Here is a 13,634-nt window from a genome sequence, read left to right as displayed (position 1 = left end):
TCGCCAAGCTCGGCGACCGCGAGTTCATGGACGCACGCACGAGCTTCAAGTGGATTCACGACAGCTTCGGCTCCAACTTCCGCATGGCCGAACTCGAGGCCTCGATGGCCCGAGTGGCGCTGCGTGAGTTGCCCGCCGCTCACGCTCGACGCACCGAGCTCGCTCACCGTCTGGCGGCAGGCCTGATGGACGTGCACGGCATCCGCGTCCCACTTCCGGGCCCCGAATCTGCGCACGCGTTCTACCGCCTCTACGCACACGTCGAGCCGGGCGAGCTTGCTCCCGGATGGGACCGCGACCGCATCCTGTTCGCTGTGGCCGCCGAGGGCACGCCCGTCCAGTACGGATCGTGTGCCGAGCTCTACCGGGAGCAGGCCTTCATCGGCGCGGGACTCGGCTTGGCCGAGCGCCTCCCGGGAGCCGCTCGCGCCCATGAGACCTCGCTCGCGTTCTTCGTGCATCCGACGCTATCGGACGCCGACATCGACGACGTGGTTGCCGCGGTGCGCAAGGTGATGGCGGTGGCGGCCGAGTGAACCTCGCCTCCCGCCTCATCGCCTCGGCACGACAGGGTGGCCGCCTCTTCCGAGGCGCCCTGTACGTGCTCGACGCCGCCGTGATCGCGGTCGCCACGCTCGTCGCGTACTACGCGCGTTTCGAGGGCAACGTCCCGCCCACGTTCGCCACCGGCATCCCGATCGCGATCGTCGCGGCAGGCGCGGTCTACCTCTCGCTCTTCACGGCGTTCGGCCTGTATCGGCTCGTGCTGCGCTACGTGAGCATCGACACGATGCTGCGCATCTCGGGAGCGGTGCTCGTCGGCTTCCCGGTGCTCGCGGCGGCCGACTACTTCCTCCAGACGTCGGAGGGCTCACGAACCGTCCCGTTCGGCGTCCTGTTCATCCAGGCGCTACTCGTCCTCCTAGGCGTCGCCGGCATTCGCGCGGCCGCCCGAGTGCTTGTCTACGTGCGCAGCACGCAGGCTGGCGAAGGCGCGCGCGTCTTGATCGTGGGTGCGGGCAGCGCGGGCTCGCTGCTGCTTCGCGAGATCGAGGGCCGCCCGCAGCTCGGGCTCTCGGCAGTTGGCTTCCTCGACGACGACGCTCGCCTGCTGGGCCGCACGATCGGCGGCGTAAAGGTCATCGGCAACACGAGCGCTCTAGCCCGCGTTGTGGTGGATGAGGAGATCGAGCAGGTCCTCGTCGCCCTGCCGAGCGCACCGCCGGACACCGTGCGCCGCATCCTCAACGCCGCCGCCGAGGTGGGCGTCACCACGCGCATCATGCCCTCGCTCGTAATCGCAAAGGGCTCGGTCAGCGTCACCGACCTGCGCAAGGTCGAAGTCGAGGACCTGCTCGGCAGGGAACAGACAGCCATCGACCTGGATCGGGTGCGCGAGACGATTCTGGGCAAGGTTGTTGTCGTGACGGGAGCTGCCGGTTCGATCGGCTCGGAACTGTGCCGCCAGATCATGCAGCTCTCCCCCGCCAAGCTCGTGTTGATCGAGATCGACGAGACGCGGCTCTACGAGTTGTGGTTGGAGCTCTCCCAGATCGACGCGGAGTTGCCCGTCATGGCAATCTGCGACATCCGTGACGCCGTGAAGCTCGACCGCGTCTTCGCCGAGCACCGACCTGCCGTCGTCTTGCACGCGGCCGCATACAAGCACGTGCCGCTCATGGAGACCGCGCCTGATGAGGCGGTCAAGACCAACGTCTTGGGCACCAGCAACGTGATCGAGGCGTGCGAGGCACACGGCGCCGAGCGGTTCGTGCTGATATCGACCGACAAGGCGGTGGCACCGGCCAACGTCATGGGGCTGACCAAGTTGCTCGCCGAGCGGGTCATGCTGTTCGCTGCGCGGCGCGACAAGATGCTCGCCGTCGCGGTGCGCTTCGGTAACGTGTTGGCGAGCCGCGGCAGTGTGGTGCCCATCTTCGAGAACCAGCTGCGCCACGGCGGTCCGCTCACCGTCACGGACCCCGACGTGACGCGCTACTTCATGACCATCCCCGAAGCCGCGCGCTTGGTCTTGCAGGCGCAGGCCATCGGCAAGACCGGCGACATCTTCGTCCTGGAGATGGGTGAGCCCGTCAGAATCGTCGACCTCGCGCGCAAGATGATCGCCCTGTCCGGCGTCCCGGCCGACATCACCTTCGTCGGCCTGCGACCCGGCGAGAAGCTCCACGAGTCGCTCGTCCACGAGCACGAGTCGCTCGAGCCCACGGGTGCCGAGAAGATCCTGCGCGTCGTCGAAGCGCACTCCCCCGACTCACAGGTCCCGGACTACGATGCGCTCATCGACGCCGCACTCCACGGTCGCGTCGATGAGATGACGCGTCTCGTCCTGGAGTTCGATCCGGAGTATGCGACGCGCGGCTACCACGCCCCGGCCCAGTAGCTCGGGGGGCAGCGCGGCCGCGCGGCACTACGCGAGCTCAGCTTGCGAGCCGCGAATAGCTACTCTGCCGCGATCGTCTCGGCCACCAGGTCGCCCATGGCGCTCGTGCCGATGATGCGCTCGGCGGGCGTGTCGATGTTCGCAATGTCCCGCGTGCGCCAGCCCTCGATCAGGATACCGTCGATCGCGTTGGCAAGTTCGTCGGCCGCTTCGTGCATACGGAAGCTGTAGCGCAGCATCAGCTCCACCGAGAGCAGCATCGCGAGCGGGTTGGCAACGCCTAGACCTGCGATGTCGGGGGCAGAGCCGTGGCTCGGCTCGTAGAGCGCTGTTCCATCACCCAGCGACGCGCTCGCCAGCATGCCGAGCGACCCCGTGAGCATAGAAGCTTCGTCGGAGAGAATGTCGCCGAACATGTTCTCCGTCACCATCACGTCGAACTGTGCCGGATTGCGAATCAGCTGCATTGCCGAGTTGTCCACGAGCTGGTCGACAAGCTCGACATCGGCGAACTCTGCCGCGTGCAACCGGTGCACGACTTCACGCCACAGCCGGCTCGACTCCAGGACGTTGGCCTTGTCGACGCTATGAACCTTGTTGCCGCGCGCCCGCGCAGCATCAAAGGCGATTCGCGCAATCCGCTCGATCTCGTACTCGCTGTAGGTCATCGTGTCGTAGGCGCGCATGCCGACACCCCCGCCGGTCGCCGCGCCGGCAACGCCCACTTCGCGCGCACGGTCGCCGAAGTACAGGCCGCCCGTCAGCTCGCGCACGATGAGCATGTCGACACCCTCGAGGAACTCCGGCTTGAGCGTGGAGGCATCGCGCAGGGCGTCGAAGATCTTGACCGGCCGCAGGTTCGCGTACAGCCCGAGCTCCTTGCGAATGCCGAGAAGTCCCTGTTCCGGCCGCGGCTTGCTCGGGTCGGTAGTGTCCCACTTCGGTCCGCCGATCGCCGCAAGAAGCACGGCCTCGGCCGCTTGCGCCTTGGCGAGAGTCTCGGCAGGCAGCGCAGATCCGGTAGCGTCAATCGCCGCACCGCCGAGCAACGCCTCATCGAACTCCCAGGTCACGCCGCACTTCTTGCCGATGCCCGTGAGGACCTTGACCGCCTCGGCCGTGATCTCGGGGCCGATTCCGTCGCCCGGTAGAAGGCAGATGCGGTGTGTTGTGGTGGTCATGAGATCCCCTCGTAAGTAGTCTCAGGACGGACTGGCACAAGGACAGCGTTCGCGGTCCCCTCTCGGAGCCAGGTGCAGTTCCAGACGTGCCGGAATGCCACTGGGCTACGGGACCGCATTCGCGGGCTTCGTGGGATGGCATATCTGACAGTAGATCATGCCGTTGTGGTCCCAGGGATTCCACTTGTGGCACGAGCAGGCCGTCTGCGAACCATTCTTCCACGGCGTCAACTGGTGCAGCGTAGCCCAAGCTGGGTTCGGGTGGCCAGCCGCGATGGGGAACGAGTGGCAGCCTTCCTGCAGGCAGTAGTTGTGGCCGGGGTAGTGGCACTTCGCACACTGTTGGCCGTTCCCAAACCAGATGTTGATGGCTGCGGCTCTCGCATGACCGTAGGCCTTGAACTCCTCGGAGTGCGGCATGGAGATGCCGTGGCACGCGTTGCACTTGGTCATGTCCTTGTGACATCCCGAGCACTGCGGATTGGGCACCTGCACCGACGCCATGGCGCCAGGTGCAACGCTCGGTTGGATCGCCCGAGACGGGTCCCCGATGTGACATACCGAGCACTCAGCCTTCGCCTGCTTGCCGTTGTGGCACCGCAGGCATGGTGACATCCCTACCGTCGTCGCACCCACAACCCCCGAAGTCAGGACGTGGCAGTCCACGCACGACGCACCCGCAGCGATCGGCTCCTTGTGAGACATGCGCACGGCGCGCTGGCGGTCGTAGAAGGTCCCGGCGATCTGGCTCGCGTGGCAGCGAACGCACGCGTCCGAAGCAACAGGCCCGCCGTACGCTCCGGCGAAATCCGAGTCCGCTCGGGCGAACAGAACGTGCTGAAAGCGCGTGGCAAGATTGACGGTAGCCCGGGCCACGGGCCCGCCACTCTCATGGCACGAGATGCACGGCACCGACTTATGCGGGTCGTCGACCTTGGCGGCACTGTGCTTGGTGTCGAAGTGACACGACGTGCACACATCCGGACTGGCTGTTGTGATGCCAGCCGTTACCCACACGGCAACGAGAACGAGGACGATGATCGAGGTCACCGTGAGCCAAGACATCGGAGTCGAAGCCTCTCGGTCGACTCCGGTTCCTGCCGCAGTGCCGGCGGCGCCCGCTGCGGCAGCACCGTAGAGCTCCTCCTCCTCTTCACGCGACGGACGCATGATGATGAGGACGACCGACAGCAACACGACGAGCACTACCACCACGGCCATGCTGAGAAGGATTGCCGCCTGCAGCGGGTTGGAAGCCGGGTCCCGCAAGACGTCGGGAATCGCCTGCAAGACCTGCGGGAGACGCGTCAGCGACTGCATCAAACCCTCGAAATGTATCTGAGGCATCAGGCGTCGCCTCCCAACACTTCTCGGCCGGTCACTTCAGACCACCGGTACTGGGCGGTAGCGTGGCGCCACCGGGATGCACGTGCTTGACGTGGCAGTTCGTGCAATCGTCGATGACGTGGCAGCGCAGGCAGAGAGCCTGACCCTGCTTCTGGACGATTGACGGATGCGCCGGCGTGAAGTCGTCGGGATGCGGCATCGGAAGGCCATGGCAGTTGTCGCAGAAGGTCTGCTGGTGGCAAACCGCGCAGTCGGCGCGATTGGTCAGCGCGTATGCCGGGTGGAGCTTCAGGAAATCCTGGCCGTGCGGGAGCGGGATCCCGTGGCACCTCACGCAGAAGTTGTCCGGGTGGCACGAGGCGCAGGTCTTGAGATCGCCCATGCCGTGAGTCTGCTTCCAGTTCGGGCCGTGCGTGATCTGCCACTCTCCCGTGCTTAGGCGCTGGACCATCGAGCGAGCTGCGTGGCACATCGTGCAGTCCGAACGGACTCGGGCGGTGTCGTGGCAGTCCAAACAGGTGTTCATTGTGGCGGTCGTCTGCCACTGCACGGCCGAGCCGTGTGCGGCATCGGAGTGGCAATCGACGCACAACCGGCCCTTCGCGCAAACCTCGTGCTTGATGCTGATTCCGTTGAGCCTGACCACTGCCTTCAGCACGTTCTGGTGGCACGAAAGGCACGTGGCATCTGGGATGCCACTAACCGGGCCCCCGGTCGGGGCGACGTGCAGGACCATGCCGAAAATAAGGTGGTACGCGAACGGAAGGCGGGCGACTGGACCAGGCTGGGCGTGACACTGAGTGCACGACAACTTAGCGTGCGGATTGCTCTGGCTTTGGGCGACGAACGTCGCAGACGAATGGCAAAACGTGCAGCCCGGAAGCGTCACGGTAGTAACCGTAAGGACGAGCGCCAACAGCACAACGAGTCCGGCGAACGACCATACCGCGATGCGTATGACTTTCGAAGCGCTGTTTGACTCCAAGTCGCCTACACCTTGGTCGAGGAACGAGCGTGTCTACTTCAGGCAAAACAGCACGAACTGTACCATGAACCTGTCTGAACCGAATGTCGTCGGAGTGCATCGCGGTGGACTCAGTATACCTCTCCATTGCGGTCTCGGGATTGGACGCGGCACGTGGGGCCGGGGAGCACGGATTCCGCCTGCCAAGAGCGCTAAGACTCCTCACGCTCGCGCGCGGGGAAGCATCCAACACGCGCACGTGGCGTGCGATTAGCTACTGGTCAGCTTCGATAAGGATTGGTGGTTGGCTCCTTCGCTGACGGCTGCGTAAGGCGCTCACCACCGATGTACTATACTTTCCGCGACCTCTTACCACCGAAGGGAAACAAATGTCGAAGAAGTCGATGATCATCGCCGGTGTCGTGGCGCTCGTTGTTGTTGTGATTGCGGCGGTCTGGCTCTTGATGCCCCGCGGATCCTCCCGCGCACCCCTGGCTCCGAGCACGAGCACTGCGTCCAGCTCCGGGGCCAGCACCATGCCGACCGCTGGTTCCAGTACGACCCCGGGCACGACGAGCACGACCAGTACCTCGATCGGGACGACCACCGGGCAGGCCACGACTCAGCCGACTTCCGGCAAGAGCCCGTCGGATGCCGCTACGAATGGTCGCGGTGTATCTACCGATGCCCTCACGGTCTACCCGAAGCTGCCAGCCTCTGGCCTCCAGGCGGTTGCACCTGGGGCTCCGATTGCTGCGGGTCAGCCTCTCCCTCCCCTGAAGGCCGCGCCAGCCAACACCATCTCCGCTGTGAAGACTGGCGTTGTCCAACAGGGGGCACAGTACAAGATCGTGATGCGACCGCTTGGTATCGGACCGGATGCGATCTACGGTTCTCGGCTTGCCGTTCATGTTGACTCGGCCCAGCGGGTGGGCATCGCACCAAAGAAGAGCCCCATCACAAACGCCAACGTCCTCGTGCTCGTGGACACGACCCATGGGGGAACCGTCACAAAGGGTGGCACCTACAAGGCCACAATCACGTTTCTGTCTGATGGCACGAAGCTAATCCCGGTCATGACGCTTGCTTCGGCGAAGTAGTCTCTAGCAACACTCGGACCCGGCGCAGGGGTGAGCGCAGGCTCGAGGACGGCACTGAACCAATGCGAGACCGGGGCGTAGCGTCCCGGTCTCGTTGTCTGCTCGCTCGGCCCAGCCCCGACTCTCGGACTCGACGCATACGTTCTCAGTCAAGAGGGCGGCGAGACTGTCGACGGCCCTGCAGGTTTGCCAGTCGCCATCAGCCTCCCATCGGAGCTCATGCCAAGGAGTTGCTGACGACCGTCAAGCCACGCTGCATCGAAGCCGCTCGCGCTGCGAGCGCGGTGAGCAATCATGTCGGCCAACCGTGCTCACTGCGGACACGCCCGACATGCTGGCACTCTCTTCACCTTCCGCCGGATGTCAGCCGCCACCTACCCCCCCGAAGGCGGGCATCCCCCGAGCGTCAGCGCTAGTCCCCCGAGCCCGGACCGCAGCCTTCGGCAGACCCAAACGCGACTGGTGAAGTCGTGCTGAGGCTTTGTGCTCGGCAGCGGCCGCACGTAGCCCGCATACCTCTGCCATGCCCCGACGTCTTCGGGGTAGCGCCTGAGTCACGGGCACAATCAAAGAGCCCCGGTCACCATGACCGGGGCTCCGATGGCTCGTGTTGGAAGAGCCTACTTCACGTAGATGTTGCGCCAGCTCGACATACCAGCCCAGTAGTAACCGGTAATCTGATCCGTTGAGGCGCGCAGCCGATATCCACGCTTCGGCAGCTTCGTCTTGAACGACCATGCGCCGCTCGAGTTGCTGTTGACGCGAACGGTCGTGTAAGACTTGAACTTGCTACCGACCTTCTTCTGAATCGTGATCGTCACCCGTGCGACATGACCGGGGGCCACTGTCCCGTGGAACGAACTCGCACGCTTGTGGGTCAGCGTGCCGGACGCCTTCGGAGCACTCAACGTGACAGACTGCGTCGACCGGATGGTCGGCATAACCGTGAAGGTTCCCGCGGGTGTCGACGTGTCGTCGTCCCGCCCGCTCGTCGCCACTTCCACCGTGTACATACCGTGCGATTGAGCAGTGAACGCCAGCCGGGTCAAGCTCGTCGAAACCTGAGTCCCCGAGCGAACGTCAGTAGGGCTTGCGAAGAAGAGAGCCTTCAAGTTGACAACATGGGGTCCAGGGATGAAGTCAGCGTTCAGCGTCTGGCCGGGATAGAGCTCCGTCTTAAAGTAGTACGCGGTATTGAACCCTGCGCCGGTTCCAGCCACAAGGGTGGTCGTCAGACTCGAGTTGACATAGTCATTGAGCAGAGTCGCATTAGCGCCGCTGTCTCCAGGAACGCCGAACGCAGCCGCGCTCAACGCCAAGGAGCAAACCAGCGCCGCCACGATTACGAGTGAAGCACGCGTGATTCGAGTCATCGGTCCTCATTTCCATTTGCCGCTGACGCTCACCGTCGAGCGACCTTCTCATCTTAGCATAGATTAGCGTATTTCGTGCCAACGAGACCGCCCTGACGCGGGCGTCTCGCAAGCGGTAGAATCACCAGATTCTCTGCCTTTGGAGCATGCCGCGTGCCAGCTCAGAATCCGGAATCCGAGGCGCCGTTACCCCCTGGCCAATGCCGCGGTGGCACCGCGAGGACCAGGCCGATGGCGTTGGTGCAGCAATTGCTTCGAATCGAGCCGACCACCCGCCCCCATCGAGGCATCTGTGGTCGAATTCGCCGAGGAATAATGGTACATTAACGTGTATTCAGTTCACGACCCTCGCCACAATTGGAGAAACAGGCAAATGAGTAGAATCCTCTTCGTCGTCCCGCCGTATCAGTGCTGGGGAGTTCAGACAATCGGTAACTGGCCTCCCTTGCAGATCGCGTATCTCGCTGGCGCCGCCCGCAAGGCCGGTCACGAGGCCAAGATCTATGACGCGATGAACAAGAAGACGACGTTTGAAGACATCCGAGCGCAGGTCGAGAACTTCAAACCCGACTTCGTCATGTGCCTCGACTACTTGCCGGTCACCGGTGCGATCAGCACGGCGACCGTGCCGGCCGGGCTCAAGGCGCTCGGCATCGCCAAGGAAGTGAATCCCGAGATCGTCACGCTTATGGGCGGACCGCATCCCACGTTCATGTTCGAGGAGATGCTTAGCGCCGAGGACAACACCGCCGACATCATCGTCAAGGGTGAGGGCGAGGTCACGCTCGTCGAGATCCTCAATGCGCTGCCCGGAGGCAGTCTCGACGACATCGCGGGCATCGCGTTCGCGCGCGATGGCGAGGTCGTCTCGAACATCGGCAGGCCGCACATCCAAGACCTCGACGTCCTCGAAGTCGCGTGGGACCTGCTCGACTGGGAGGACTACCACTACAACGTCGATCCTTGGGGCCGTATGGCCTCAGTACTCACCTCGCGCGGTTGCATGATGGGCTGCTCGTTCTGCAGCCAGCGTCTGTTCTGGCGCGGCGACTGGCGCGCGCGCAAGCCCGAGAACGTCGTTGCGGAGATGCGTCATCTGGTCGAGACGTACGATGTCGAGTTCATCACGCTCATCGACGCGTACCCCACCCACGATATCGAGCGCTGGGAGAAGATTCTCGATCTGCTCATCGAGGCGGACCTCGGCGTACATCTGCTCATCGAGACCCGGGTCGAGGACATCATCCGCGACGAGGCGATCATGTGGAAGTACGCCAAGGCCGGCATCATTCACATCTACATGGGTGCCGAGACCAGCACCGACGAGATGCTCAGCAGCCTGAACAAGGGCACGACGGTCGATCAGAACAAGCAGGCGATCGACATCGCCAAGGCCCATGACATCATGGTCGAGGCATCGTTCATGATCGGCTTCCCGGAAGAAACATGGGACTCGATCAAGGCCACCACAGCCGAGGCCATCCGCCTGAACCCGGACATCGCCGTGTTCCCGGTTATCACCCCGATGCCGTTCACGCCGCTGTGGGACGAGATGCACGACCGCATCCGCGTGTGGGACTACGCCGAGTACAACCTCGTGACCCCCATCATCGAGCCGTACGCTCTGTCGCTCGAGGACATCACCATCGCGTTGGGCCGCTGCTACATGATGTTCTACGCCAACAAAATGACGGAGATCCTCTCGCTTCCGGACGGCTTCAAGCGCAGCTACATGCTCAGTGCGATGAAAGAGATGATGAAGGACTACGGCGAGCACTTTGACTTCCTCGGCATCGGCATGGCCAAGATGTCGGAGATGACGAAGGGCAAGATGGGCGGAATGCCCAAGATGCCGGCGATGCCGATGTCTTCGAAAGAGAAGATCGACCTCCGCGCGTCCAAGACCTCCAAGAAGGCAGCGAGTTAGACTTCGGCAAGGGGCGCTCGCGCAGACCTGGGTCCGACTGCGGTTCACAAGCCATCGCGTGGCACCAGAACATAGAGACAAAGAACGGGCGTCTGACCTTGGTCAGACGCCCGTTTTACGTGCGCTTGGGATGCTCGTTACTCGGCCCGGCGGAAGGCTCAGTCGGCCTGCGCCTTGTTCAGCTCGCCACGCGCGATCTTGCCCATCCGCAGCCACATGATGGCGCCGGCCCCCACTGCCGCGAACAGAAACACGTGCTTGATCGCCAAGTCGATGATGATGCCGTTGTCCTTGGCCGGGATGAACTCGAACGTGTTGAAGAAGATCACTCGGGGGATGCCGCCGAGGATGATCCAGATGAGCGCACCGATTGCGAACCGGGTCAGCGTCGGCATCGCGTTGGCGAGCGCTCGGCGGTCCTCAGGGCCGCCTCGCTCGGCCTGACGGCCCAGCACCCACAGGATGACCGCGCTGGACAGAAGCGTCGCGGTCGCCACGTCGTGGAAGTAGTTGTTCATGATGATTAGTGCGGTCCAGTTCATGTGATCTCCGCGCTCTCTTGCTCGGCCGCCCCAAGTAGCGGCAACGGTACGACGACGATGGGCGGCCCCGCCGGCCCTAGAGGTCCTTGCCGAGACCACCGATACCGGCGTGTGGCGTGTTGAACGCGAGCGGGATCCCGATCAGCGCGAACAGCGCCATCGGCATCGCGATAATCGCGAACCATGCGAGGCGCTCCCCGTGCCACTTCAAGGTGAACCGCACGTGCAGATAGACCGCGTAGATGAGCCAGACAATGAGGCTCCACGTCTCGATCGGGTCCCAGCTCCAGTAGTGTCCCCACGCCTCATTGGCCCAGATTGCGCCCGTGGCAATCATGATCGCCCAGAAGAGGAAACCGAGAAGTACGAAGCGCACGGTCAGGTTCTCAAGAACGTCTTGGGCGGGCAGTTTTTCGAAACGCTTGGCCCACTTCCCACCCTTGGACCGTTCCCTCACCACGTAGACGATCGCGCACCCAAAGGACACCGCGAACGCAGCGAACGCCAAGTTGGCGAATGCGACGTGGATGAACAGCCAGTAGCTGGCGAGCTTGGCGGTGATCTCAACTCCGGCCTTCGACGAAAGCATCGATCCGCCCAGCAGCAGCACCGCGACAGGCATAACGCCGATACCCGCCGGGTTCAACCGCGGATTGCGCAGCGCAACGATGACGAAGAATGCCACCACGCACAGCACGAGTGCGTTCGTGACCTCGTAGAAGCCCAAGTACGGCCCGTGGCCGAGCCTCGCCCACCGAACGCCGAGAGATACCACCTGGAACGCCAGCCCAACAGCCGACGCGTACAGCGCCCATTTGGTCACGGCGTCCTTGGAGAAGGTGACGCCGGAGGCATACAGTGCCGTTGCGGCGGCGTAGAACGTGAGTGCAACCCACATCAGCACGATCTCGAGTGTCACCCTGTGCTCTCCTTCTCGCCCCCGGTGAGGGCGCGTGTGAGTTCGCTTTCAATCTCGCCGCGGCTGCTCGCTGCATTGCGCCAGAGGCGCACTGTCGCTGCGAGCGAGGTGCCGTCGGGCCCGTCGACCACCGCCAGCAGGATGATCTGCTGGCGTGCCACCACGGCAATCGTCAAGCCAACCATAGCAACTACCAGGCCCACCAGCAGCAGCGGAATCGACCAGTCGTCGACCACGGAAAGCCGCGCGTAGTAGTTGACGTTGTCCAGTTGCAGCGCACCGCCTCCGGGCAGCGAAACCGTCTCACCCGGGCTGACTACCTTGCTGTAGGCCAAAGTGCCGTCAGATCCGACCACATCAACCTGTGCAGTGGGATTCTTCGGCAGTTGATTGACGGCAGCCCCGTTCACTCGATCGAGCGGCACGCTGACGTAGATCCTGTAGCTCTGGTTGGTACTGGCGTCGGTATTGTCGAGGTAATCGACCGGCCGAGTTCCTGAGGTGGTCTCGGTGGCGAAGTCTACGAGCAGCGGCCCCTGCCACACCTTCCCGCCACTCGGCGAGATGAGCGTAACGTCCGTCGCCAGTCCGTAATCGGACGGATAGATCGTCAGCGTCCCCGATTTCAGCGTGGCGTTGGGGTAGACGCGCTGGGACTTGATGACCTTACCGGACCCGTCGAGCACCGTAACCGTTGGAGTCGGTCCCCTATCAATGCCGCCACTCATGTAGTCCGGCTCGAACCGATCGACTCGAATGCTTCGGTTCACGCTGCTCCAGCCGCGGAGCGGACCTGTCGTAATCTTGCCGTACGACGCCGGCGCATCGGGCTTGGTCTGACCCACGGCAACGCCCATGAGGCCCTCTGAGCGCCCGAGATTGCCCACGATCAACGCCACGAGCAGTCCGAACAGCGCCCAGTGGAAGATGGGGCTCCCCCACACGGACCAGGCGGACGACACAGCCCGCAACACGCCGTCTCGAGGTCGAGTCTTCACGTTCAGAGTGGCCAGGGTCTTCTCGGCGATGGACAGAACCTCGTCCTCGCCGAGGCTGGCGTCTGTCGCGATCTCGAAATCGTGGTGCTCGACCACGTGCAGCCGGTCGGCACGCGCGGCCTCGGCCAGTCTGCGCGCCCTTCCGAACGCAAGCTTGGTGCGTTGCCAGGCGCAGATCGCCGTCGAGTCGCCGAGCACCACCACGCACGCCAAGAAGATCGGCGCCGAGAACGCCTGATGCAGGCCGAGAAAGCGCGCGATCGGCGCGAAGAACGGGTGGGCCGTTTCCCAGGTCTTGACCGCAGACTCCGACGCCACACTCTGTGGTACGAGCGAGCCGACGATCGACCAGACGCCTACGAAGACGAGAAGCCACGTGGCAAGCGCCGCCGAGCCAAGAAACCGCACGATGCGACGCCCGGGGCTTGAAGTCACTTGACCGTACCCTTGGGCGTCGCCTTGACGGAGGCAACCAGCCACGTGCCGTTCTTCTGCTTCGCAACGGTGTACGTCGTGTCATAGCTAATCGAGTAGGGGCCGCCGACGCTCTTGTTGCCGGTGTCGATGGACAGATAGCTGTAGGTCCACTGCTCCTTGGCCGGAACCAAGGTGCCGGTGCTACTTGCCGAGCTCGGCGTGCCGAACACGATCGAGTTCAACTTCTGATCGAGCAAGCGCTTCTTCTCCACGTTGTACTGGATGTAGGAGTCGACGCGAACGCCCTCGTCGGCAGTGGCCACGCTCTGTGCCACCGTAGACTGCCCGATTCGGTTGGCATAGGTGGTCACCAGCTCGCCGACTAGTCGAAGACGATCGCGCGGATGCCCTTCGACTTGTCGCAGTCGAGCAGGTCCCGCGACCGGAGCGTCGACACCGTCGCGC

The 13,634-nt window shown here is 63.6% G+C and carries 12 protein-coding genes; 4 read left to right on the top strand and 8 right to left on the bottom strand.

The features are described from left to right. Positions 1 to 536: DegT/DnrJ/EryC1/StrS family aminotransferase (locus P4L93_04660; protein MDR3686232.1), on the top strand; the 536-nt coding region annotated here is incomplete at its 5' end. After that, positions 533 to 2,401 (top strand): nucleoside-diphosphate sugar epimerase/dehydratase, encoded by a 1,869-nt coding sequence (locus P4L93_04655; protein MDR3686231.1) that lies wholly within the window; start codon positions 533 to 535, stop codon positions 2,399 to 2,401. The genes P4L93_04660 and P4L93_04655, both read left to right, overlap by 4 nt. Positions 2,402 to 2,460: 59 nt before the next feature. Here the strand turns inward: P4L93_04655 and leuB are convergent, their stop codons facing one another. The 3 genes from leuB to P4L93_04640 all read right to left on the bottom strand — a co-directional run bounded on the left by leuB (position 2,461) and on the right by P4L93_04640 (position 5,914). Further along, positions 2,461 to 3,582, bottom strand: coding sequence for a 3-isopropylmalate dehydrogenase (leuB, locus tag P4L93_04650; GenBank protein MDR3686230.1), 1,122 nt, complete (start codon positions 3,580 to 3,582; stop codon positions 2,461 to 2,463). 105 nt (positions 3,583 to 3,687) lie between these two features. Next, positions 3,688 to 4,929: a cytochrome c3 family protein gene (locus tag P4L93_04645; GenBank protein ID MDR3686229.1), complete on the bottom strand. Its 1,242-nt coding sequence runs from the start codon at positions 4,927 to 4,929 to the stop codon at positions 3,688 to 3,690. A 31-nt stretch (positions 4,930 to 4,960) separates the two neighbouring features. After that, a complete protein-coding gene (locus P4L93_04640; protein ID MDR3686228.1) occupies positions 4,961 to 5,914 on the bottom strand; it encodes a cytochrome c3 family protein in 954 nt (317 codons plus the stop codon). Between the two features lie 368 nt (positions 5,915 to 6,282). Between P4L93_04640 and P4L93_04635 the strand changes: the two genes are divergently transcribed. Then, positions 6,283 to 6,993 carry a hypothetical protein gene (locus P4L93_04635; GenBank protein ID MDR3686227.1) on the top strand — a complete coding sequence of 237 codons (711 nt, stop codon included), beginning with the start codon at positions 6,283 to 6,285 and terminating at the stop codon, positions 6,991 to 6,993. Between the two features lie 620 nt (positions 6,994 to 7,613). On the opposite strand, the gene P4L93_04630 is transcribed toward P4L93_04635, so the two are convergent. Continuing rightward, positions 7,614 to 8,366, bottom strand: a complete 753-nt coding sequence (locus P4L93_04630; GenBank protein ID MDR3686226.1) for a hypothetical protein — start codon at positions 8,364 to 8,366, stop codon at positions 7,614 to 7,616. A gap of 373 nt (positions 8,367 to 8,739) precedes the next feature. On the opposite strand from P4L93_04630, the gene P4L93_04625 reads away from it, so the two are divergent. Then, positions 8,740 to 10,293: a radical SAM protein gene (locus P4L93_04625; GenBank protein MDR3686225.1), complete on the top strand. Its 1,554-nt coding sequence runs from the start codon at positions 8,740 to 8,742 to the stop codon at positions 10,291 to 10,293. Between the two features lie 158 nt (positions 10,294 to 10,451). Here the strand turns inward: P4L93_04625 and P4L93_04620 are convergent, their stop codons facing one another. The 4 genes from P4L93_04620 to P4L93_04605 form a co-directional block, all read right to left on the bottom strand. Then, entirely contained in the window at positions 10,452 to 10,835 is a 384-nt protein-coding gene (locus P4L93_04620; GenBank protein MDR3686224.1) for a hypothetical protein, read from the bottom strand. A gap of 76 nt (positions 10,836 to 10,911) precedes the next feature. Then, on the bottom strand, positions 10,912 to 11,754 hold the full coding sequence (gene ccsA, locus P4L93_04615; GenBank protein MDR3686223.1) for a cytochrome c biogenesis protein CcsA: 843 nt from the start codon (positions 11,752 to 11,754) through the stop codon (positions 10,912 to 10,914). Further along, positions 11,751 to 13,187, bottom strand: coding sequence for a cytochrome c biogenesis protein ResB (locus tag P4L93_04610; protein ID MDR3686222.1), 1,437 nt, complete (start codon positions 13,185 to 13,187; stop codon positions 11,751 to 11,753). The genes ccsA and P4L93_04610 overlap by 4 nt, the downstream gene beginning before the upstream one ends. Then, positions 13,184 to 13,634: hypothetical protein (locus tag P4L93_04605; GenBank protein MDR3686221.1), on the bottom strand; the 451-nt coding region annotated here is incomplete at its 5' end. The genes P4L93_04610 and P4L93_04605, both read right to left, overlap by 4 nt.

This window comes from Coriobacteriia bacterium, assembly GCA_031292615.1.
Lineage (GTDB): Bacteria > Actinomycetota > Coriobacteriia > Anaerosomatales > JAAXUF01 > JARLGT01.
The sequence above is the reverse complement of the archived record's forward strand: the minus strand, read 5'-3'. Positions and strand labels throughout refer to the sequence as shown.

Coding starts and splice junctions, on each gene's coding strand:
- leuB (MDR3686230.1), bottom strand. CDS start 3,582: ATGACCACCACAACACACCGCATCTGCCTTCTACCGGGCGACGGAATC.
- P4L93_04645 (MDR3686229.1), bottom strand. CDS start 4,929: ATGCCTCAGATACATTTCGAGGGTTTGATGCAGTCGCTGACGCGTCTC.
- P4L93_04635 (MDR3686227.1), top strand. CDS start 6,283: ATGTCGAAGAAGTCGATGATCATCGCCGGTGTCGTGGCGCTCGTTGTT.
- P4L93_04630 (MDR3686226.1), bottom strand. CDS start 8,366: ATGACTCGAATCACGCGTGCTTCACTCGTAATCGTGGCGGCGCTGGTT.
- P4L93_04625 (MDR3686225.1), top strand. CDS start 8,740: ATGAGTAGAATCCTCTTCGTCGTCCCGCCGTATCAGTGCTGGGGAGTT.
- P4L93_04620 (MDR3686224.1), bottom strand. CDS start 10,835: ATGAACTGGACCGCACTAATCATCATGAACAACTACTTCCACGACGTG.